Source organism: Calothrix sp. NIES-2098, from assembly GCF_963875125.1.
Classification (GTDB): domain Bacteria; phylum Cyanobacteriota; class Cyanobacteriia; order Cyanobacteriales; family Nostocaceae; genus Aulosira.
Genome location: NZ_CAWNKJ010000001.1, coordinates 8,221,389 through 8,242,670 on the forward strand (window position 1 = coordinate 8,221,389; position 21,282 = coordinate 8,242,670).

General features: G+C 39.8%; 19 protein-coding genes and 2 pseudogenes. 14 read left to right on the plus strand and 7 right to left on the minus strand.

The window, feature by feature from the left end:
* The first annotated feature begins 314 nt into the window (after positions 1-314).
* The 3 genes from AACU33_RS34560 (at position 315) to AACU33_RS34570 (ending at position 6,921) form a co-directional block, all read left to right on the plus strand.
* Positions 315-1,880, plus strand: coding sequence for a hypothetical protein (locus AACU33_RS34560; protein WP_339376445.1), 1,566 nt, complete (start codon positions 315-317; stop codon positions 1,878-1,880).
* Between the two features lie 82 nt (positions 1,881-1,962).
* Entirely contained in the window at positions 1,963-3,648 is a 1,686-nt protein-coding gene (locus AACU33_RS34565) for a M14 family metallopeptidase (RefSeq protein WP_096594758.1), read from the plus strand.
* Positions 3,649-5,232: 1,584 nt separating this feature from the next.
* Positions 5,233-6,921 carry a fasciclin domain-containing protein gene (locus tag AACU33_RS34570; RefSeq protein ID WP_096594759.1) on the plus strand — a complete coding sequence of 563 codons (1,689 nt, stop codon included), beginning with the start codon at positions 5,233-5,235 and terminating at the stop codon, positions 6,919-6,921.
* Between the two features lie 73 nt (positions 6,922-6,994).
* Here AACU33_RS34570 and AACU33_RS34575 read toward each other — a convergent pair.
* A pseudogene (locus AACU33_RS34575) lies at positions 6,995-7,126 on the minus strand (SAM-dependent methyltransferase); the annotation flags it as partial.
* A gap of 195 nt (positions 7,127-7,321) precedes the next feature.
* Between AACU33_RS34575 and AACU33_RS34580 the strand changes: the two are divergent.
* Together AACU33_RS34580 and AACU33_RS34585 are read left to right on the plus strand one after the other, a co-directional pair.
* Positions 7,322-7,696: a hypothetical protein gene (locus tag AACU33_RS34580; protein WP_096595489.1), complete on the plus strand. Its 375-nt coding sequence runs from the start codon at positions 7,322-7,324 to the stop codon at positions 7,694-7,696.
* Between the two features lie 96 nt (positions 7,697-7,792).
* Positions 7,793-8,566 carry a hypothetical protein gene (locus tag AACU33_RS34585; RefSeq protein WP_096594760.1) on the plus strand — a complete coding sequence of 258 codons (774 nt, stop codon included), beginning with the start codon at positions 7,793-7,795 and terminating at the stop codon, positions 8,564-8,566.
* A 382-nt stretch (positions 8,567-8,948) separates the two neighbouring features.
* Here the strand turns inward: AACU33_RS34585 and AACU33_RS34590 are convergent, their stop codons facing one another.
* Positions 8,949-9,626 carry a rhomboid family intramembrane serine protease gene (locus tag AACU33_RS34590; protein ID WP_096594761.1) on the minus strand — a complete coding sequence of 226 codons (678 nt, stop codon included), beginning with the start codon at positions 9,624-9,626 and terminating at the stop codon, positions 8,949-8,951.
* 142 nt (positions 9,627-9,768) lie between these two features.
* Positions 9,769-10,482, minus strand: coding sequence for a rhomboid family intramembrane serine protease (locus tag AACU33_RS34595; protein ID WP_096594762.1), 714 nt, complete (start codon positions 10,480-10,482; stop codon positions 9,769-9,771).
* A gap of 247 nt (positions 10,483-10,729) precedes the next feature.
* On the opposite strand from AACU33_RS34595, the gene AACU33_RS34600 reads away from it, so the two are divergent.
* The 3 genes from AACU33_RS34600 to AACU33_RS34610 all read left to right on the plus strand — a co-directional run bounded on the left by AACU33_RS34600 (position 10,730) and on the right by AACU33_RS34610 (position 12,914).
* A complete protein-coding gene (locus tag AACU33_RS34600; RefSeq protein WP_096594763.1) occupies positions 10,730-11,323 on the plus strand; it encodes an acyl carrier protein phosphodiesterase in 594 nt (197 codons plus the stop codon).
* A 76-nt stretch (positions 11,324-11,399) separates the two neighbouring features.
* Positions 11,400-12,095 (plus strand): Uma2 family endonuclease, encoded by a 696-nt coding sequence (locus AACU33_RS34605; protein WP_096594764.1) that lies wholly within the window; start codon positions 11,400-11,402, stop codon positions 12,093-12,095.
* Positions 12,096-12,293: 198 nt separating this feature from the next.
* Positions 12,294-12,914, plus strand: coding sequence for a tetratricopeptide repeat protein (locus tag AACU33_RS34610; RefSeq protein WP_096594765.1), 621 nt, complete (start codon positions 12,294-12,296; stop codon positions 12,912-12,914).
* Between the two features lie 445 nt (positions 12,915-13,359).
* Here AACU33_RS34610 and AACU33_RS34615 read toward each other — a convergent pair.
* From AACU33_RS34615 to uvrB, 4 genes and pseudogenes are all read right to left on the minus strand, one after another.
* Positions 13,360-13,569: pseudogene (locus AACU33_RS34615) on the minus strand (Uma2 family endonuclease); the annotation flags it as partial.
* Positions 13,570-13,614: 45 nt separating this feature from the next.
* Positions 13,615-14,001 carry a type II toxin-antitoxin system VapC family toxin gene (locus AACU33_RS34620; RefSeq protein WP_096594766.1) on the minus strand — a complete coding sequence of 129 codons (387 nt, stop codon included), beginning with the start codon at positions 13,999-14,001 and terminating at the stop codon, positions 13,615-13,617.
* Positions 13,998-14,228 carry a type II toxin-antitoxin system VapB family antitoxin gene (gene vapB, locus AACU33_RS34625; protein ID WP_096594767.1) on the minus strand — a complete coding sequence of 77 codons (231 nt, stop codon included), beginning with the start codon at positions 14,226-14,228 and terminating at the stop codon, positions 13,998-14,000. The genes AACU33_RS34620 and vapB overlap by 4 nt, the downstream gene beginning before the upstream one ends.
* Before the next feature lie 127 nt (positions 14,229-14,355).
* The gene (uvrB, locus tag AACU33_RS34630) at positions 14,356-16,353 is read right to left on the minus strand and encodes an excinuclease ABC subunit UvrB (RefSeq protein WP_096594768.1); all 1,998 of its coding nucleotides are present in this window, start codon (positions 16,351-16,353) and stop codon (positions 14,356-14,358) included.
* Between the two features lie 249 nt (positions 16,354-16,602).
* Here uvrB and AACU33_RS34635 point away from each other — a divergent pair, with 249 nt between their 5' ends.
* The 6 genes from AACU33_RS34635 to AACU33_RS34660 all read left to right on the plus strand — a co-directional run bounded on the left by AACU33_RS34635 (position 16,603) and on the right by AACU33_RS34660 (position 21,135).
* The gene (locus AACU33_RS34635; protein ID WP_096594769.1) at positions 16,603-17,073 is read left to right on the plus strand and encodes a hypothetical protein; all 471 of its coding nucleotides are present in this window, start codon (positions 16,603-16,605) and stop codon (positions 17,071-17,073) included.
* Positions 17,074-17,493: 420 nt separating this feature from the next.
* Complete coding sequence (locus tag AACU33_RS34640) at positions 17,494-17,676, plus strand: CsbD family protein (RefSeq protein ID WP_096594770.1); 183 nt, start codon at positions 17,494-17,496, stop codon at positions 17,674-17,676.
* Positions 17,677-17,916: 240 nt separating this feature from the next.
* Positions 17,917-18,357 carry a hypothetical protein gene (locus AACU33_RS34645; protein WP_096594771.1) on the plus strand — a complete coding sequence of 147 codons (441 nt, stop codon included), beginning with the start codon at positions 17,917-17,919 and terminating at the stop codon, positions 18,355-18,357.
* A 74-nt stretch (positions 18,358-18,431) separates the two neighbouring features.
* Positions 18,432-18,953 (plus strand): hypothetical protein, encoded by a 522-nt coding sequence (locus AACU33_RS34650; protein WP_096594772.1) that lies wholly within the window; start codon positions 18,432-18,434, stop codon positions 18,951-18,953.
* A gap of 646 nt (positions 18,954-19,599) precedes the next feature.
* Positions 19,600-20,325 (plus strand): PEP-CTERM sorting domain-containing protein, encoded by a 726-nt coding sequence (locus tag AACU33_RS34655; protein ID WP_096594773.1) that lies wholly within the window; start codon positions 19,600-19,602, stop codon positions 20,323-20,325.
* Between the two features lie 597 nt (positions 20,326-20,922).
* Complete coding sequence (locus AACU33_RS34660; RefSeq protein ID WP_096594774.1) at positions 20,923-21,135, plus strand: hypothetical protein; 213 nt, start codon at positions 20,923-20,925, stop codon at positions 21,133-21,135.
* Positions 21,136-21,282 lie beyond the last annotated feature (147 nt).

The following is a 21,282-nucleotide window of genomic DNA, read 5'->3' on the forward strand; positions in this document are numbered from 1 at the left end:
TATACTTTTTATTAAAGTACGTTGTGCGCCTAAGTATTAATTAGCTAATTTTAATAAAGTGAGTATGGATAATATCATATTTATTTTAAACTTAATACATTAATATCTTTATACATGATAAAATTTAATATTTCCAAGTTTTTGGTTGAAGAAGCACAAATATCAGATATAGTAATCTTTAATCTTGAGATCGAATTTTCGACAAGAGAAGTAAAAATCGGGGACAAGTTAATTGGAAATTTGAGATTTATATAAGGAATTTCCCAAGCAGCTTGTGAATCTACCTTTGGCAAACGCGATTAACGCCATCAAAAATGCAACCCAAGGGCTGGAAAAATTTTTTGTTTGCGGTTTTGTTAAGTACTAATGGTGCAATACCAGTTTGCATTGCTATAGATAAAGCATGGGCTGAAAACTCCGATCTGGAGTCACCAAGCGTACCTGGTACTTCCAAAAATGTAGCATTAAAAGAAACATCTTTACCAAATACAGAACTAACTCATCAGCTATGTAAGCAGCCTCAGCTATATAAAAATAATCATCAATTGCTAAATTTAGAAGCGACTAAGTTAGCAAATATAGAGAAGAATCAGCAGTTTTCAAAACCCAATCAAAATATCTCTTCCTTTAAGCAGATTGACATCGCGAACTTGCATAAAGTGGTGAGTTGTTTTGATGGATTGGCTATTGAAAATTCTAAATTTACTGGTGAGTGTGACAAGAATTTGTGTAAAACATCAATTGATGTGAGGAGCGTACCCTTACAAAGACTAAGTAATTCCATACCGCTAGCACAAGCAACGACTCCAGCTACATCAGAAACCCCTAATTCTCCTCCAAGTATCGCAACACCGGAAACTCCTAGAGAATTAGAAAAGCAAAAAGATCCCCCTCCTTTAGAAGGTCAGCCTGGAACGATCCCTAACTCTTCTCCAGAAAAAATAGAGCAACTCTTAGAAAGTCCACAGATCGATTACTCCCAAAGGCTAGAGATGCTCAGACGGGTATTGCAAGAAAATGCACAGTCGTCACCTGCAAATAGCAATTGGGAACTGGGATTGCGAGTAAGAGCAAGAACATTACCAAAAGTACCGCCCTTAGAACAACAGCCACCTACACCGATAGAAAAACCTGTGGTGCAGTTTACACCTGTAGGCTTTTTACAAGCTCGTGTAGGTTACTTTTATTCAACTAATATTTTTTCTGCTAATCTTGACCCCATAGACGATAGCTTAGTTTTTTATGGGCTAACATTAGCCTCTGCATATTTGCCATTAAATTCTAAAACTTACATTAATGCTTCCATTGATGGCAACCAAATTCGTTATATAGATCAATCAATCTATAATTACAATCAGTTGAGATTCAATGTGGGTTTGTATCGGCAACTATCACGCCGAATGTATGGGCAAATCGCTTGGAGCAATCAACTGTTGTTCTACATGAACAACAGTGATACCTTTAAGGCAGGCGATCGCTTTTTGAACGAAAATTCGCTTCGATTGTCTTTAGGAAGAAGAGATCCCCTCAGTTCCAAATTATTTCTTGATAGTTTTTATGAACTGAGTCTGAATTTAGCCGATCCTGCAAGTCGGAGTCGCATAGTTAATTCTTTATGGGTATCTTTGAACTACTACTTAAAACAACCTCTGCAAGTTGGGATCAACTACCAGTTCAACTTATCAAACTTTACAGATCGCCCCGACTCTAGAGAAGATGATTTCCATCGCTTATTTGGTAGCTTAAATTATCGAGTATCAGACTCCAGCTATCTTAATCTTCAAGGTGGTTTGACTTTTGGTGGTTCTAGTGCGCCCAACATTAATTTTGATGGTTGGTTCTTTAGTCTGAATTACAGCTGGGATTTAGGTCAATTTTAAAGGCTATCCAGTAGCAGTAAGAGCGATCGCCTGCCCAATGGTATCGTAGAGGATGTTCTCCCTGGCGCATGAGAGGCTAAATATGCCAGATGTACGATTCGATCGGTACTATCGTTACGAAGAACTGACAAACATCTTGCATAGTTATGCTGAGGAATTCCCTCACCTAGTACGCATAAAAAGCATTGGCAAGAGTTATGAAGAACGTGACATCTGGCTGTTGACTGTGACTAATTTCGCCACTGGGTTAGACCAAGAAAAACCTGCCCTTTGGGTTGATGGTAATATCCACGCCACAGAATTAGCACCGTCAATTGTGTGTCTGTACTTGCTGCAAACTTTAGTTACCGCCTACGGTACGCATCCGGATATTACTCGTTGTTTAGACACCCGCACCTTCTATATTTGCCCACGTATTAATCCTGATGGAGCGGAGTGGGCTTTGGCTGACAAACCTAAATTTATTCGTTCTGCTACCCGTGCCTATCCTGAAGGTACGGAAAGCAACGACGGTTTAGTTATGGAAGATATTGATGGGGATGGCCGGATTTTACTCATGCGTATCCCCGATCCCAATGGCGCTTGGAAAATCTGCCCTACAGAACCGCGTTTATTAGTGCGTCGCGAACCAACAGAAATCGGCGGTGAATATTACCGACTTTTACCAGAAGGACGGATAGAAAATTACGATGGCGTCCAGATTAAGATTCAGCCAACTCAACAAGGATTAGACTTGAACCGCAATTTCCCGGTTATGTGGCGACAAGAATTTCAACAGCCAGGGGCTGGCCCTTATCCCACATCAGAAACAGAAGTGCGATCGCTTGTCCAATTTATTACCACACATTCTAATATTACTGGGGGTGTAGCTTTTCACACTTTTGGTGGTGTACTCATCCGTCCCTACAGCTACCACAGCGATGAAGAATTTGCTGTTGAAGACCTCCGCACGTATCAATACATCGGTAAAAAAGCCACTGAAATTACTGAATATCCAGCTATTTCTGCTTTTCATGACTTTCGTTACGATCCCAAAGATTATATCTCTGGTACTTTTGACGATTGGGCTTATGATGAGCGTGGTGTATTTGCTTGGACAGTAGAAGTTTGGAGTCCGCAACGCCAAGCCGGAATTAAAGAGTATAAACACGTTGAATGGTATCGAGAACACCCATTTGAAGATGAACTGAAACTGTTGCAATGGAACAACGAACAACTCTCAGGTCAGGGATATGTGGACTGGTATGCCTTCGATCATCCTCAACTTGGTCAAGTAGAATTAGGCGGTTGGAATAGCATATATACCTGGATTAATCCACCTCCAGAGTTTTTAGAAAAGGAGATAGCCCGCTTTCCAGATTGGTTAGTATGGCATTTGTTAATTTCCCCTCGCTTAGAGATTTATGAAGCTAGCGTCTGTAATTTGGGTAACGATCTGTATCGAGTGCGGCTAGTAGTACAAAATACAGGTTGGCTTCCTACCTACGTTACTCAAAAAGCGTTGGAAAAAAAGCTAGTAAGCGGCTGTATCTGTGAAATTGAATTACCTGATAGCGCAACTTTAGTAATGGGTAAAATTCGTGAAGAATGGGGACAATTGGAAGGACGCGCTTACCAACCTTCGTATCCTACTAGGAGGCAGAGCGATCCTACTGACGACCGAGCAAAGGTAGAATGGGTGGTACGCGGACGCATAGGTAGCACGATTAAACTTTTAGCCTGTCATGAACGTGCGGGAGTTGTCCGCACTGAGGTGAAATTAGGTTGATGAGCGACATAATTGTCGATACCAAAAAGTGGTAATGTTGAAAAAAATTCGCTTCTACAGGCAATGAATAACGACGTTGTTGCTTTTTTGATCGGTGCTAGTTTGCTTGTAATCTATCTGGTGTTCTCCGCATGGACGGAAATGGGGACAAAGCTACCCTGGAAGAAGTAGAAGCTGGGCTTTAGGATTTACATCTGGCAATAAAATCTTTCTCAGAATCCAGAACCTCAACAGGATTTTTAGGCAGAAGGTAAGATCGCCTTTTATATGGTTTTAAATGAGTTACGAACAAAAATATCCCCGACTTTTTGAAAAAGTCGGGGATCTAAGCCTCTCGATGTTAGCAAATCAAATAGGATTGCTATATAGGCATAATGAGATTTAAGTGAGCGAGTCACAAATATTTTTTGATGGGAGTTTTCTCTAGATAAAAAGTGTGTTTGAATGCGATATCAACTGATAATTTGTTCAATATTTAGAAAAATATTCGACTCTTAAATACTAAGTATTTTGTACTTAAAAATTTTATTGCCATTTGAAATTTATTATACTTAGTTAAGTATATATATAACTACATAATTCAGTAATTATGATTCATATACCAATAACCTCAATCAGTATTTTCTGGATTTATAGGCTAGCGTTTATCCAACTTTAGCAGGATGTCAGTTTTTCAAAATTGCAATTATATGACGCTGAAGTTGTAAATCTTAAATTCTTTTCTCTAGAGAATTATCAAGAAAACGCTAAAGTAAAAAACTCTGAGAAATCATCTAATTAATAAATTATGTAAACATATCAGGATAGCAGATAAAAAAGAAATATACCAGCCTGACAAAGCGTAGTAGCTCAAAGAATCAGCATTTTCAAATTAGAATTTTAAATCAGCGAATTGTGCAAGTCAGTACTAGCCATTAATTATGGTTTAATTTTGAAAGTGCGATCGCCAATTGCTGCTCTAAGCTGGTCTATTCGCCTTCATGCTTAATGGTATATCTATGTTGTCAACTACCTAGAGAGGGAAAAAACCCTGGAGAAATTTAGCCTTTAGCTAGTTGTAGAATGATGGTGGCAGATGAAAAATATTGATCGTGTAGATAATGCAGATTCTCGTCTTTTTATCCCTAGACTCATCCAACTTAAGATTGATGTGATTAGGCTTATTCAAGACGTGAAGACGTCTAGTAAATATCAATTTTTTGGGCGAGCGCATTACTAAAACTGATAAAGTCATGAATTTATACTAAGATTTTCTTGGTTGTTAAGAAATCTCAGATAGCTTTAGTAGCTTTTTGATGCTGAGTGTTATCTGTATTTCTTGAAAAGCTCAACTCTCATCACACACTTAAGGTTGCTCTTGAGGGCAAACATTTTACAAGACGTTATGAAATGCAAGGGCAGGTGGCTATCGTGGTAAATTTTTAGGCTTTAAAAATTTAACATTTCGCATTCGTAGTTTTAGCCAAAGGGCAAACCTGACCTTCATCTCAAATGTGTGTGCCCAATTAACCTTGCATACAACGCTATCTCAGATTCAATCCCTGAATTGACCAACAATTCTACTTGTTTGTGGAGGAGATTTTCATGTTTAGTTGGTTTCGCAGCTCATTAGTAAAAAGCAGTTTTCTCGCTTTGGGAGTCTTAGCTGCTACGTTAACTCCTATTGTAATTTCTATTCCTGCTTCAGCTCAAAATGCTCAAAAAATTGCTCAAACACCGGGTACAACAACACCAGGTGCAACATCTAACCTGTCTGATATTTCTGCAAATTACTGGGCAAGTCCATTCATTACAGCTTTAGCCCAAAGAAATGTAATTGCAGGGTTTCCTGATGGCACTTTTAAGCCAGATCAGCCTGTGACTCGCGCGCAATTCGCCGCCATGATTCAAAAAGCTTTCAACCAGAACCCGGTTCGACAGTTACCTTCTGGGGGATTTTCAGATGTTCCAGCTAACTACTGGGCGGCGGACGCAATTCGGGTAGCCTACGAAACAGGATTTATGTCAGGTTATCCAGGTAATCGGTTTCTGCCTAATGAACAAATTCCTAAAGTACAGGCGATAGTTGCTTTATCTAGTGGCTTGGGTTTGACTAGCAGCGGTACTGCATCTAGTATTTTGAGCACTTATTACACAGATGCTACATCAGTGCCAGATTATGCAGTGAATAGTGTTGCAGCTGCAACCCAAAGCAATATTGTTGTTAACTATCCAGAAGTTAGACAACTTAATCCCCAAAGGACTCTAACACGTGCCGAAGCAGCAGCACTTTTGTATCAAGCATTAGTAAAACAGGGACAACTACAACCGATTGCTAGCAATGTTCCCGCAGCTAGTTATATTGTTGCAGGTAGTACTACTCAACCTGGCACTAACCAACCTGGTGGAACCGACATTGTTTCCTTAGCTGCATCTAGCAGTTCTTTTACAACCCTAACTTCTTTATTAAAAGCCGCAGGGTTGACAGACATCTTACAACAACCTGGCCCGTATACTGTTTTTGCTCCTACCGATCAAGCATTTGCTGCTTTACCACCAGGTACTTTACAGCAGTTACAGCAACCAGAAAACAGAGAAACATTGATTAAGCTGTTGAGATACCACGTAGTTTCTGGTCAATTAACTTCTAGTCAATTATCCACTGGGCAAGTCAAGACAATTGAGGATCAACCTGTAAACGTTAAGGTTGATACAGCCAACAATCAGATTGCAGTCAACGATGCACAAGTTATTCAGGCGAACGTGCAAGCCAGTAACGGTGTGATCCATGCAATTAACCAAGTTCTGATTCCACCTGACCTAACTACCCAGCAACCAGGGACTACCCCAGGAACAACTACTGGACAAGGTACACCACGTAGAGGTCTTTTTGGTGGTACTAGCTATGTAGGGGTTGCTGGTAACATTGGTTTAACTGGTACGAACGCTCTGAGTGTCGGTAACTTCTCCGTTATCAGTAAACTTGGTCTGACACGTAATATCTCAGTGCGTCCATCAGCAATTTTTGGAGATCAGACACTAGTTCTAGTGCCCGTGACTTTAGATTTTGCCTCACAAGCAGCTCCAGTAGGCGGACAAACATTCTCAATATCTCCTTTCGTTGGTGCAGGTGTAGCTATTGATACTTCTGGCGATACCGATATTGCTTTTATGGCAACTGGTGGTGTAGACATTCCTTTAGGTTCTCGTTTTACAGCTACAGGTGCTGTTAATGCAGCCTTTTTTGATGACACTAGTGTAGGTCTAACAATAGGAGTTGGTTATAACTTCTAATTGTTGAGTAATGGGTAAGGAATTCGACTCCTTACCCATTAAGTTTTGCGGACTGAATTACAGAACAATAGGATTAACTATATGAATGTCGTTTGAGGGCTAAAGTTAATCCATCGCCAATAGGAATTAGAGAAAGTGTTATCCTCTGATTCAAGCCACCAAGAGCTTGAGTATTCTCATCTTGAACTTGAGGCTCGGCAACTCGTCAAGACCAATAGTTCGTTTTGACATAGCGATCGCGAATCCGACTCATCAACCGCTATACTATCGCTGGAGAGTAGTGGAAGGCAGATGGCAGATGGCAGAGGGCAGAAGGAAAGAAAACATTCAGCTTTTTAGTCTTTTTCAACTAAATAAATATCTGCGCCAAGCTGCACTGGTGTTAACGGCAATCTTATTAATGCTATTGACAGCTTGTGGTAGTATTGGGCTGCTACCAACTAGCCAGTTAGTACAAAAGGCGATCGCACTCCAACTAGAGCAAACTCAACAGCAACTTCAGCAAAAGTTGGATCTAGATTTTCAAGGCTTTGAGATTAAAAAGCTATCAATTAGCGAGCAAAAACCTCTCACAATCCAAAGTTTGCCAGCTTTTCGGGTGCGGGGAAACTATGATTTAGTTATCAAATTGCCAAAAAGACGCTTGACGCAACTGCAACAACCGTTTGAAATTTATTTGCAAGTTCAGCAAGAAGGGAAAACTTGGCGATTGCTGCTTCCAGAAAGGGTAAACAAAGATACTCAACCAATTTGGCATAGCTATCTCATCCTCTAGCGATATGTGCAACTATGCAAACCATCACATAATACCCGTATAAATGCCCAGGTAAAGCGATTGTAGAGGTAATGGTTTCACTGGGGGCAAGGGAAGATGTACATTAACTTTTTCATCAGTTCCATTATTGGAATTGTAATTTTAGTACTTACAGCTTTCGGTTTACTACAATGGTTGCACATACCTGCGGGTAGCTTTCTTGACTGGGTAATTGGTGGTGCAAGTTTTTGGTGGTTGTTGGTAATTGTCACCGTACCGTGGAATGTGCATTTTCAAGCTAAAGAAGTTTTAGCAGAAGCGGCGCAGTCGATAGAGAAACGCATTCCTGTAGATGAGAAACAATTAAAGTATGTCAGGCTTTTGGCAAAGCGATCGCTTTGGGTAGCACTAGCTTTACATTTATTTTCTGCTATTGGTCTTTATACACTCGCGGCTACTGGTATTAGTACTGTTGGCTATATTAGTTCCGGTGCAGCCTTATTATTAACAATCCTCCGTCCAGCCATCCGGGCTTACGAATACTTGTATGCGCGGTTAACGATGATTCGCCAAGAATGGAAATATCCGCGCGAAGATATTATGGAACTGCGCGATCGCTTTTCTGTATTAGAACAAAAAGTACAGCGCTTAGAAGAACAACTCGATGCCGAACAACCCTACTCAATTCCGGCAAATCAACAACGGTTTAGCGAAGAAACTCGCAAAGACTTAGCAAGAATTGCTGCTAATTTAGAAGAATTACGTGCTACAAATCAAACCGAACACGAACGCCTATCGAGGGAAGCTAGAAATGCGATCGCGCAACTTTCTACAGATGGGCAATTTCTCGATCATGTCCGCGAAATTATTAGATTTTTCAAAACAGCATAATTATCTATTCACCGACTAGAATTACTCCAGTCATTTAATAGGAACCCATAGAATAACACTTTTCAAAAGCGGCAAATACTTAATTAGTATAAGCACTCATTAGGGGAGAAACCCTTGAGGGGGTTTACCTACTAGCGCATCATCATCACTTTGCGTAAGATGTTGCTTCACAAATACCGATAACACCAGCGCCAGCTTGTACACCGTATTCACTGGCGCTTTTATTTTAGCTATCAATAACCGTAAAAGTGCAGATGTACCTCACCCTTCACTGGCTGTATATGTGACTACAATTTTTTGATTTGTGATTTGTCAAGGGGAAAGCATTTCTTTCCCCCATGCTTTTTATCCCTGATTCTGCTCCCTTGAGATCGCAATTGTCCTAATATCCGTCGCGTTTAAACAACCCAAACAAAGGAGCAAGGATCAAGCCAAAAGCAAAACCACCAATGTGTGCCCAGTAAGCAACTCCACCTGTTTCCACACTCATATTGGCGGCTGTTTGCAGACTTACAAAACCAGAGAGAAGATTCTGAATCACAAACAAACCGATCAATATCATTGCTGGCACTCGGATTGTCGTGACAAAAAATCCCAAGAAAACTAAAGTCATTACTCTAGCTTGCGGGAAACGCAGAATGTACGCACCCAAAACTCCCGCGATCGCACCACTTGCACCCAAAGAAGGAATGCCAGAATTCATCCCAATAAACCACTGACACGCAGCAGCTAAAGCACCGCAGATCAAATAAAAAACCAGATATTTGATATGGCCTAAGCGGTCTTCAATATTGTTACCAAAAATCCACAAAAAGAGCATATTCGAGATCAGATGCCACCAACCACCGTGTAAGAATTGCGATGTAATTAACGTCGTCCATTCTCCGGCAAAGTTGGTAGTTAACTCTCGTGGTATCACCGCATATAGTTGAAAAAATAGCTCTAATCTTGCACCACGCAAGCTAAGTTCATGAAAAAAAACTAAAATGTTCATCCCAATCAACCCATAAGTTACATACGGGGTGATGCGCGTTGGATTTTCGTCGTAGAGAGGAAACACAGGTGTTTTTCCTAATCACTTATTAATTGCAATATAGCTTGAGTGGCTGGTATGTTGCGAAGTACAGGTAATTTTGCTTGTTGTTATTTTGAGAAAAAAGGAACGGTATTTTCTATTTCCCGTTCCCCATTCCTTTCTATAGTTAAAAATATTGTTGTTTAGGCTTGTCGCTAAACAAACCCAACAGAGGGCCGAGAATCGCGCCAAACAAAAAACCGCCTGCATGGGCCCAGTAAGCAATACCACCATTTTCCATACCGATATTTGTGGGTGTTTCTAGACTGGCGACACCATAGAAAGCTTGTTGGAGAAACCAGAACCCTAAAAAGAAATATGCAGGTACTCGGAAAGTGGGGAAGAAAAACCCTAAAGGTATGACACCGAGAATTTCGGCTTGGGGAAAGCGCAGAATATAGGCTCCCATAACACCTGCGATCGCACCACTCGCCCCTAAAGACGGAATATTAGAATTCTGGGAAAAGTACCACTGGCTCAATGATGCTAAAACTCCGCAAGCTAAATAGAATATCAAATACTTAACATGACCTAGTTTATCTTCGACATTGTTACCAAAAATCCAGAGAAACAACATATTGCCAGCTAGGTGCAATAAGCCACCGTGTAAAAATTGTGAAGTAATTAAAGTTGCCCATTCTGGTACAGGCTGATGTACAGATACACCAGCAAAACTTAAGGTAAGTTCTCTGGGAACTACCGCCGCTAAGTGTAAAAATCCGTCTAATGCTCGCGGCGGAAGATTGGCTTCATATAAAAAAGCGAGGACATTAACAGCAATTAGCCCAAAAGTAACATAAGGTGTGATTTGTGTAGGATTATTATCTCTAATTGGAACCACAGGCTCTTTTCCTTATATATAAGCAACTAGCCTCACAATACTGGCTCTTGCTAGTAGTTGCTTCTACCTCATGGATGGATATTACAAATAATTAATGCTTCTGGAGGATGGGCAGATTTTTCTCAAAATTGACTATTTTTAATTAACATTGTGTCTACTTTGTGACAGTAGTGCTAATTGAGTAAAATAGTCTAATTGTACTGCTGTGGGCAAAGATGCCTGGTAGTTAGGTAAAAGTATCATCATCATGAACTGGCTAGCCCACTTGTTATTGTCTGAACCAAACGTTGAGATTCGCTTAGGTAATCTCCTAGCCGATATTGTGAAGGGGTCAGCTCGTCAAGAATTTAACTTTCATATCCAGCGCGGAATTGCTTGTCATCAAGTAATTGACAAGTTTACAGACAATCACATAGTTGTTCAACGAAGTAAAGAACGCCTCAATTCAAGCTACAGAAGATTTGCTGGTGTACTGGTAGATGTTTTTTACGATCACTTCCTGGCAAAAAATTGGTCGCAATATTCCCACGTTTCTCTTGATGAATTTACCGCAGAGATTTATGAATCGTTTTGCGCTTATCAAGGACAGATACCGCCGATAGTTAGGGAAGTGATTTCTCGCGTCGCTGCGGAAGATTGGTTGGGTTCTTACCGTAATGTATCTGGTATAGAAATTGCTCTTTTGCGGATATCAAGGCGATTATCAAGGCGACGCAACAGACTTTTTAATTTAACTCCAGCTATCAATGAACTCATCGCCCACTACGATGACTTGGAAGATGACTTTCAAGAATTCTTTCCCCAATTATTTTCTTACGTGCAGAATTGGTGTGTTGCCTAGTTGACCGCAATCTTCAGCAACCCATATTTTTTAAACTAAGATTATAAACGCAACTCCTCAAACTTGGAGTCCTTGCATGGTACAAGAATTAACACCAAACACCGCGCCAGACATTATCTACCCGGACAGCGACGGCCAACCAATGTCAGACAATACGAAACAATTTCGCTGGATTGTGACTATTAAAGAAAACTTAGAAATTTTATTTGCATCACGAGATGATGTTTTTGTTGCAGGCGATTTGCTCTGGTATCCCGTGCAAGGAAATAATAAAATTCGCCAAGCACCTGATGTTTTGGTTGTCTTTGGTAGATCTAAAGGTGACAGGGGTTCCTACAAACAGTGGGAAGAAAATAATATTCCGCCACAGGTGGTATTTGAAATCCTATCTCCTGGAAACACCACTAAAGAGATGATGAATAAACTACTGTTTTATCAACGTTACGGTGTGCAGGAATATTATGTATACGATCCAGAAACAGTAGAATTTACCGGGTTACTGCGTTCAACAGAGCAATTAGAGGTAATTGAAGAAATCAATGGTTGGACAAGTCCCCTAATGGGTATCTGTTTTCAAATCACAACCAATACCTTAGAAATTTACCGTCCTGATGGGCAAAAGTTTCTCACGTCTGTAGAACTCGATCGACAGCGAGAGCAAGAACGTCAACAGAAGGAAGCAGCACTATTGGAGTTGGAACAGGAAAGACAGCGCTATCAAGATTTGTTAGCGAGATTGCAAGCTAAGGGAATTGACCCAGAAAATCTGTGAATCTGGGATTATGGGGGCAAATTATGATTTCTTGTTGTCAAGGAAAGGCGTTCGCCCTTGGCGTTGGCGTTCGCGCAGCGTCTCGTTCGACGAAGTCGTTCCCGCAGGGTAGAGAAGCCATCGCATTTGTCATAAACAAGCAAAAATAGAACCCCAATAATTTAGTATGTCAAAAGTTGACACTAATTGAGCCAACTCATGTTTTTTACCAATTCCTTAGAAAATCAACTCCAGCGTTGGAATGACATTATTCGCAATCAGCCGCAAAATCCTAATGCTTACATTCGACGTGGTATGGTTAACTTTCAGCTTGCGAAAATTGATGAATCTATTCAAGATTTTGATAAAGCAGAACAACTAGATCCACGTCTTAAACCATATCTTTGGCAACGAGGATTATCTTATTATTATGCAGACAGATTTGCTGAAGGCGCTCAACAGTTCGAGATAGATTTGACAGTTAATGCTCAAGATGTAGAAGAAACAGTCTGGCGATATCTTTGCATAGCTCGCCTTTCTGATGTGGAATCAGCACGCAATTCCCTATTAACTGTGAAAAATGACCCCCGACGAATTATGCGTAGCGTCTACGATTTGTACGCGGGAAATTGTACAACAGATGATGTATTGAATGTTGGCAAATCAGAAGGAATAAAAGGTAATTTTTATAGCCATCTTTACATAGGATTATATTACGAAGCTGAGAATAATCTGGAATTAGCTCAAGAATATATAGTGAAAGCTGCTGATAATTACAAAATTGATGACTATATGTGGTACCTGGCGCAAGTACATAAACATCTGCGCAGATGGCAATAAATTGATTGATGGCATCATTGAGGTTGGGATTGCTACTCTACCCTGCGGGAAGGGCTGACAGCTAACGGGAAGTCGCTTTGCGTCTACGTTCTACTCGCAATAAAAAGTTTGTGTATCTAGTTAACATTGGATATTCATTATTGAGTATTAAAACCTCATTAATGGAGTTCAAAGACTCGTTGACGAGTATCAGAGCTTGGTTAATGAGAATAAAAGCCTCGCTGACGAGTATCAGAGCTTGGTTAATGAGGATAAAAGCCTCATTCACGAGTATCAGAGCTTGGTTAACGAGAATAAAAGACTCGCTGACGAGTATCAGAGCTTGGTTAATGAAGATAAAAGCCTCGTTGACGAGTATTAGAGCTTGGTTAATGAGGATAAAAGCCTCGTTAACAAGTATCAGACTCAGCTAAGTTCTAATAATTTATCCCGCAGATGCGCTCTAGCGATCGCCTAAGGCATCATCTAAAAGCTTAAAGAAATTCGCAGAAACTCGGTTATGGTTGCGTGTATCACCACTCATTGCCACTACTTCCCCATCCCAATACTCGTAACGTTGTTCTTGGGTGGGTTCCCAAACCAGATATTCTTCTGCACTCATCAAAATGCGATCTGCGTTTCGCAGCAGCGCTTCGCTATCGGGTAAAGCAACCATCGGCGCGATCGGGAAATAATTTAATGATGTACTGTTCTAGAATAGCTATTCCCACAATCTCTGAACAGAATAAGCATCAAATTTTTTATCCCTGCTAATAATTATTAAAGAGTGATTAATAGCCTGTGCAATCAACATCCGGTCAAATGGATCGCCATGATGTAGCGGGAGATTGCGAACTTGAACCGTATCACCAAAAGATATCGGAAGTAGGAGGATATCTGAAGCGTCAATTGCAGAACCTATTGTTTCATAACTCCGTTGCAACGATAATTTACCAAGGTTCAACTTGATGGCAATTTCCCAAAGACTAGCGATGCTGAGATAAACGAAATCTGCATTATTGATTGTCATTCTCAGATTATATGGAAGACTAGAGTCATTTTCAGTGAGCCAGATAAAGGCATGAGTATCTAACAGAAAAGCACTCATTCCATATATTCCTGAAAGACTTCAAGAGGTTCATCAAAGTCATCAGGTAAAGGTAAAACAAAAGTTCCTTTTAAAATTCCAGAACGATGTTTTTGTTGTACTGAGCTTTCCTGAGAAACACTTTTTGAATAATTCTCAAGTAGATATTTGGCATAATGCAAGATTTCTTGTTTAAGTGACTCTGGCATTTGCTCTAGTGTTTGTAAAATTTCTGCATCAATAGCCATGATTTCTTCTGATAGCAGGGATTTTATCTCACATAAACCTTTAAAGCTGTAAGCGATCGCAGAATAATTAACTTTATCTGCGATAGCGAAAAAAGAGCGTTCTCTTAATCGCTATCCTAACTAAGTACTAATGTCCCAGCATTTTATCCCGTAGATGCTTGATGCGATCGCGGAATTTTGCCGCTTCTTCAAATTCTAGTTGCTTCGCTGCTTCTTTCATCTGTGCTTCAAGTTTCACAATTAAGTCGGGAATGTCTTCTAAGGGTAATTCATCTATATGTTCGTCTACTACTTTCAAATCTGTTGCATTTAATCGTCGGGAAACTTCTAAAAAGGACAAAATCGCATTACTTGATTTTTTCACAATTGGTTGCGGTGTAATTCCATGCATTTTGTTATATGCCATTTGAATTCCCCGCCGTCTATCTGTTTCTTCAATGGCTTTAATCATGCTATCTGTTAAGTTATCAGCATACATGATTGCTTGTCCTTTAATATGACGTGCGGCTCTCCCAATTGTTTGAATTAAGGAACGTTCGGCGCGTAAGAATCCTTCTTTATCTGCATCCATTATTGCGACTAGGGAAACTTCTGGTAAATCCAAACCTTCCCGTAGTAAGTTGACTCCCACTAATACGTCAAAGCTACCTGCACGCAAATCTTGCAAGATTTCAATACGTTCAATGGAGTTAATTTCTGAATGCAAATAGCGCACGCGAATGCCGTTATCTTCCAGATATTCTGTTAAATCTTCCGCCATGCGCTTAGTTAATGTAGTCACTAAAACTCTTTCGTGGCGGTCTACTCTGTCTTTAATTTCTCCTAATAAATCATCAATTTGCCCTTCTGTCGGACGCACAAAAATTTCTGGATCTATGACGCCAGTTGGGCGAATTACTTGCTCAACTATATGACTATCAGAAACTTCTAATTCCCAAGCACCTGGGGTAGCAGAAACGAAAATACACTGATTTACTTTTTCCCAAAATTCCTCTGCTTTCAAAGGACGGTTATCAGCAGCGCTAGGAAGGCGAAATCCATGTTCAATTAATACTTTCTTCCTAGCTTGGTCGCCATTATACATCCCGCGAATTTGCGGTACGGTAACGTGAGATTCATCAATAACTAGCAGCCAATCTTTAGGAAAATAATCAATTAAACACTCTGGTGGTTCTCCAGCTTTTCTTCCTGCTAAATGGCGCGAATAATTTTCTACACCGTTACAGTAACCAACTTCGCGCAACATTTCTAAGTCATAGCGGGTACGCTGATCTATGCGTTGCGCCTCTAATAATTTCCCTGCTGCTTCTAAATCTGCTTTTTGTTGTTTTAATTCTGCTGCAATATCATCACAAGCTATTTCTAAGCGTTCTTCGGGCGTAACAAAGTGGCGTGCTGGGTAAATATTTACAGCTTGTAGGCTATTAATAATTTCACCTGTCACAGGGTCAATATAGCGAATCGCGTCAATTTCATCGCCAAAAAATTCGACGCGAATAATTCTGTCTTCGTAGGCGGGGCCAATTTCTAACACATCCCCCCGAACGCGAAACTTTCCCCGACCCATTTCTAAGTCGTTGCGGCTATACTGCACAGATGCTAAATCTCGCAAAATCTGGCGTTGGTTGACTTCCATACCGATTTTTAAGGGAATCGCAGCTTTCAGATATTCCGCAGGAATCCCCAAACCATAGATACAGCTGATGGAAGCAACGACTATCACATCACGGCGTTCAAAAAGCGATCGCGTCGCTGAATGCCGTAACATATCTATTTCATCATTAATCGAAGCTGTTTTTTCTATATAAGTATCAGTGACGGGAATATACGCTTCTGGCTGATAATAATCGTAATAACTCACGAAATACTCAACAGCATTATTAGGAAAGAATTCCCGCAATTCATTACAAAGTTGTGCAGCTAGAGTTTTATTGTGCGCTAACACCAAAGTAGGTTTACCAACTTTCTCAATTACCGCTGCTACTGAAAATGTCTTACCAGTTCCCGTAGCACCCAGTAAAGTTTGGTAACGGTTCCCAGTTTGGATACTACTTACTAATTGTGCGATCGCGTGTGGTTGATCGCCTGTTGGACTAAAGGGAGCTTGCAGACTAAATTCTGTCATACAGTTTTGCCAGAAATACCCTCTCCCATAGTAGCGATCTCACTCTGCACTCGTAGCACCAGATTAGCTAAACGAATATATGGCAATCTTTATTTATAAAATTTTACTTATTGCATTTACTTATGTGTACATTTTGAAGATAATTATACCTATATGAGGTTTTTTAAGGTTAAACTCTCTTATATACAAAAAATTTCACCTCAGTTTAATTATTGTAAAAACCAGTTAACAAACCACAGGAGTTAAGTTATGAGCATCAGCAGCACTGGCAAAGCAGTCAGTCCTCGACAAAGGCGTGCCAAGCTAAAAGGAGAAAGTACAGTGGAAGTAGAAAATAATCAGGGTAATAGCTTGAATACAGATAAAGTCGAACAAGGTACAGATAAACCAGTGCAGAATGAGGCTCAAGGAACACTCGCGATCTCTGGAATTCGTCCCATTGGCGCTAGCGACATAGAAGTTGCTGAAAAACTCTCAATTGCTGGGGTGCGTCCCGTTAGCACCAGTACCTTAGAAGTCGTTGAAACCTATAACGCAATGGGTATTCGTCCAATTGGTGCTAATACATTCCAAGTTGTTGAAAGTATCAATCTCTCTGGTATTCGCCCAGTTAGCTCAAGTACATTGGTAATTTCTGAAAGCTATTCAACATTTGGCAACCGTCCGATAGCATCAAATGAGGTTGACGATTCTGATGGTCTGATGGGTTTTCTAGATTAAATATAAAAATCATCTTCATAACTTTATCAACCCAGTTCTTTAGAGAACTGGGTTTATTTATGTAATATTCAATAATATTGGTGTCAAATAACAAATATTTATCAAAAATAAGAATAAATACTTTAATAATTCAATCTTCAGCTTTTAATGAAAAGTCATTTTGTTTTACAAGTATTCAAATTAAGCAAACTAGGGTTCTATAATTCCCAGAATAATTTTCTAATGCTGACTTGGGCTGGAAAATTACAAAAAATATGATTTATGCTATCTATTCTCTCTCTATTAGCATAGGCGATTAATATATCTTGTGACAGAAGGCTAATCAAAAAGTTTTAAGTTACTTTGTAAGAGTAATAACAAAAAGTTTCGGAGTTTTAACACAACTTTGAAACCAATCCCCTATTAAAAAAGGAGTAGGATATGAGCATAGAAGATCGGGCAAAAGCCACAGGTAAAAATATTGAAGGTAAAGCTCAAGAAGCTTTAGGAAACATCACTGGCGATCCAGAAGATAAAGCTGAAGGTAAAGCTAAACAAGCAGAAAGTGAAGTCCGCCACGGTATAGAAGACGTGAAAGATAACGTTAAGAAAAAGATTGATTAGAGGCAATATCTTTTTGCGTAAATTCAGGATATATCACCTGGGTGCCAACCTTTATCTACTAAAAAGATAGCTGATAATTAATCAGTTTATACCCCTATTTTTCTCCTTTGCTGGGGAATTTTAGGGGTATTGAAGCCTTTCTTTATGGAGATTTTTGGGATTGCAGTGAAGAGCTTTTTAAAGATAGGCAGACAAAATTTTAAATTCAAATAGCCTTAACGATTTTTAGGAGGGAAAAACATGATTCTGCTTCAGCAGAGTCGCAAAATCTTGATGACTGGCATCTTGATTTTGATTCTGACAATCACCACTGCTTGCGGCGGTAGTAATGTAGCACAAGTTGACCGTACAACTACTACACCAGCAATTGGTCGAGATGTAGCCTATACACAATTGGAGAGGGGTAATAGTCCCAGCGGACAAAATTTTGGTAATTGGGTGGTACAAACCTCTCAAGGATTAATTAAAGATGCCTATGTCCGCGATAACAATAAACTAGGCGTTGTAATTTCTCCACAAGTGCGTCCTCAAGAAGTACGGCCATTAGCAAAATCTTTAGTACAAGGGTTTCGCAAGAATTTCCCCAATCAAGATTTAACAGTGTTGGTATACGCTCCTGACAAAAAACTGATTTTAACGGCTAAGTACGACACTCAAACCAGCCAAATTCAGTATAGCTAGTTGCTGAGTTGACACTAATACTTAAAGTCAATGTCAGGTGATGCAAAAATTGACCTGAAAAGGAGAAAACCAAAGTGACAAGCAGCGAACAATACAAACGTCAAATCATGAAAGATTTGGCTGAGGGAAATGTCGAATCTTTAAATGATGCGACCACCGATACAACCACCGAATACGAAAACTTTGACGATTTTGCTCAACGCACTACAACAGATCAGCGTCGTCAGTTATTTGGTCGCTCTTTACATCCAGAGAAGATTCCCCCCAGTCAAATGGAGCCGGAATTACAACAAGCGATCGCCCAAATTAAACCTAACGAACGCGATGATGTCGCACGCGCCTTTTTCAAGCACCTTAAGGAAAGAGGATTGGATGAACGTCATCTAGAACAACAATTAAGTCTTTCCACTCATCACGCCAGTCGGATGAGTGCTGATGATGTCAGCAAACTTGCATCCTTCGCCTATCACAACCATCCGGATATTTTCCGGGAGGTGTTGGCAGAGCAACCAGGTATTATTAAGTTTCTCAGCAATCCTGTTGTAGCAGGCATTATCGGCATCGCCGCAGCTAAGTGGCTAGGTAGACACAAGTAAGGTCTAATTTCCAATAGCGATCGCTAAGTAGTCACAAGAAGGTGGTAAGAGCCACCTTTCTTTTTTTGCCCATGCCGATACTCGATGTTATGGAAGCGAATCCACACTGTATTGATCTAATGAAGTGGAAGAGGTAAGCTAGTAAAAATACTGTAATCTACGTAGATTTAAGCAGACCAGTCTTTTCTTTATAAGAAGAATGTACGTAACACGCACAGCATTATTGAGTTATAAAAGTAAATTTATTTAATCTTTATCTATAATTAAGTAGAAACTAGCAAACAGCAAATCACAATTAACCTTGTTTTTTCTACATTTAGGTAATTTTAACAGTTTGACCTAAAAAACTTAAAAATTTTTTGTCAACATCAGCAATTACTCTAATAGTAGCTTGATTCTTTGTAAAAATCACAACATCTAGTTAGCTAGTAGCAATAAACAGACAAAAGTAATATCAGAAACTTTAGTTATTGTGAATGCTACTTCTTTTTGTGACAGGTTGGCACCTCAAATTGCTGCAAGGCTTTGGTTTGCCATGTTAAATGCAGGCAAACCTTAAACATGGGTATATCTACCATCAACCTTTGTTTACTAATGAGGAACTAGCTCCGTGACAAGACTTGCTCTCAGAAAAAAGTTAAATAAGATGTCTAGTACTGCTGTGACAACATTTACTACATCCCAAGCAGTTTTTTTAGGTATCAGCGGAGTACTAGCTACATTAGCAGCTATTTCTCCTACTCAAGCTGCGGTTATAAAACAATTTACTAATCGGGCCGATTTCATCGCAGCCAGTGACTCCCTAACAAATATTGACTTTGAAGGATTAGCTCCTGCTGGTGATTATAAAAATTACGGTAGTACTGGATTAACCCAGTCAGGGGTTAAGTTTACTGGTTCGGATAGCTATCTGTACGCAGTTGACCCGGCATATTCTCCCTCATTATATGACTGGGGATCTGGTGCTGTGCTGCTAGGAAATAATGGTGGTGCTATTACTGCTACTCTTCCAACTGGAATTACAGCAATCGGTAGCGACATATCTAGCTTTAACTACACATCCCCCACAGTTTGGGGTTATGCTTCTGACTTCCTTGTATCATTCTCTACAGGGGAAACATTCTCTCTGAAGTTATCTGACTATCCAAATCGCACTTTTGCAGGTTTTATTTTTGATAATCCAATTACCTCGATCGCCTTCAAAGGGGTGAATGGTGGTTATCCAGAAATAGATAATTTTACTTTTGGTAAAGCTAAAACTCCATCAGTACCCGAACCTCTAACTATTTTGGGTACATTGACAGCCGCAGGTTTTGGTGTAATCTTGCGCCGCAAACAAAAGCAGCAGCAAAAAGCTACAGCCAAAGTATAAGCGAGCTACTGCAACTAGTACGCATTTATTTACCAATAAAGTATGGGTAGGTGTTTGTGCTTGATAATAGAATCACATCTCCCATCCATTCTTTATAAGTAACTGACGATCGCGATTACTGAATCTGAGCGTCAATGAATACGTAGCTTAACGACTTTAAGAATAGATTTACACAAAATTTATACAAAAAGAGAACCTGCTTTCCTTAAATCATCCTGATTTCATCTGGTTTGCAGTCTAAAATCCAGTAAATTGATAAAATATCAAAAAATTAAAGATTTGATTAAGACCCGCTAAAATCCTTGATTATAAATACTTATCACGTAATGATAATTACGGTTTTTTCAGGATAATTACGGAAAATTACCAATACAGTCAAGGCGAAACAAAGATGAGATAGTTCATACAGTGTTATCGCTGACAGTAGGGGCAATAAAAAATTAATGTTTGTCAGGGCTTTACCAGGGTAAAACTACCATTAGCTTTTATACTTTTCCACTAGTAGCGATCGCGGTGCTGATTTTGGTGTCTTTCTACCTTTCCTGCTCGCGTGGTGGGAAATGACCAATTTTAGGATATAGCTGGGTTGTAAAGGTGATGACTCTGTGGAAACAACTGCGAATCATAGTTTTGGCGATGACTTTAGGTGGTGTCATCTTCGTTTTGGTGAAGGTGTTTCTGACTCCGAGTATCAATAAGCCAAAACCAGAACAATCTCAGCGCGTATCGGATACTGTGGCGTCGTTTAAAGATCGTATTTACATAGTCTCTAGTTTTCATGCAGACTATAATGCTGTTCCTCCTAGGTAGGAGGATATAGAGGAAAAAGCTATACAAAGGTTGTATCTAAAAAGGTATCTTGCCAACTTCTATAACTGGAATGTTTTGCAAAAATTCTAGTTTTATTTGAATTAGTAACGGCAAAGCCTCGATCAAAACCTAAAATTCTCCTGATTT